Origin of the sequence: Endozoicomonas sp. SESOKO2 (genome assembly GCF_024606245.1) — a bacterium.
Taxonomy (GTDB): Bacteria; Pseudomonadota; Gammaproteobacteria; order Pseudomonadales; family Endozoicomonadaceae; genus Endozoicomonas_A.
On record NZ_JAHHPQ010000550.1, the window covers coordinates 1 to 1,127 of the forward strand.

The 1,127-nt window shown below is 51.5% G+C and carries 1 protein-coding gene; it reads right to left on the minus strand.

Translation table 11 applies throughout. From position 1 onward, the window contains the following. Positions 1-55 precede the first annotated feature (55 nt). Positions 56-967: a phosphate ABC transporter permease subunit PstC gene (pstC, locus tag KDK17_RS13450; protein WP_257288265.1), complete on the minus strand. Its 912-nt coding sequence runs from the start codon at positions 965-967 to the stop codon at positions 56-58. Between the last annotated feature and the right edge of the window lie 160 nt (positions 968-1,127).

Consider the following 1,127-nt stretch of genomic DNA (forward strand, 5'->3'; position numbering starts at 1 on the left):
GCACAGAAAGTGCAGAAGCCGATGAAAGCGTAGTTCTTGAGTTTCCTGACTGGCATTATCGCTTCCTCAACAGCAGACGGGCAGCACCCATCACAATAAAGGTCAGTACAAACAGTACGAGACCCAGGCTGATCAGAGCTGAGATGTGCATCTCATTAGTCGCTTCGTTGAACTGCTGGGCAATCGTAGAAGAAATAGAGCTTGCTGGCATGAACAGCGAAGTCTCTATACGGTTGGCGCCGCCTATGACAAAAGCAACCGCCATGGTTTCGCCCAAGGCACGACCCAGACCAAGGATTCCGGCGCCCACTGCAGCATTCTTGATGCTAGGCAACAGTACACGGGTAATGACTTCATAGGGCGTTGCGCCGACACCGTAAGCCGCTTCCCTGACCACATTGGGAATGGTTTTCAGGGCGTCACGGGTCAAAGTCGTAATAATGGGCAAAATCATGAATGACAGAATGATGCCTGCCGTCATCAGGCCGATGCCGATGGGAGGGCCGTCAAACCAGTGGCCGATTAAAGGCAGGCCAACCAAGTTTTCCAGTGCCCAGAATTGAAAGCCTTCTGAGAACCAGGGCGCGAAGACAAACAGGCCCCACATACCGTAAATAATACTGGGTACAGCGGCCAGCAGCTCAATGGCCATACTAACGGGGCGACTGATCCAGTCCGGAGCCAGCTCGGCCAGGAAGATCGCCGTGCCCAGCCCAACAGGAATGGCAATCACAATGGCAATAAGCGAAGAAACCAGAGTGCCGTAAATGGCTGAGGCAGCCCCAAACTCACTGTTTACCGGGTCCCAGACATTTCGAAATACAAAGCCGGGGCCAAACTCGGAGAGAGCCAGCCAACCGCCGTCAATCAGGGAAAGGATAATCCCGATCAACACCAGAAAAATCAGAATGGCGCTGGTGAAGCTCAGTCTGTAGAAGATTGAGTCACCCTTTATAGCGCTAGGCATCGCAGTTAAAAGCATAAGCAACAACAAGACAGCTGACCAGCACTATGCTGATCAGCTGTCGTTCGTTTCCTGTTTAAGAAAGGCTAGAATAACCGGTTACTTGATAATGGTTTGTCCGTTGCTGGTCAAGTCTTCTTTCCAGACATTCTCTACCATGTTA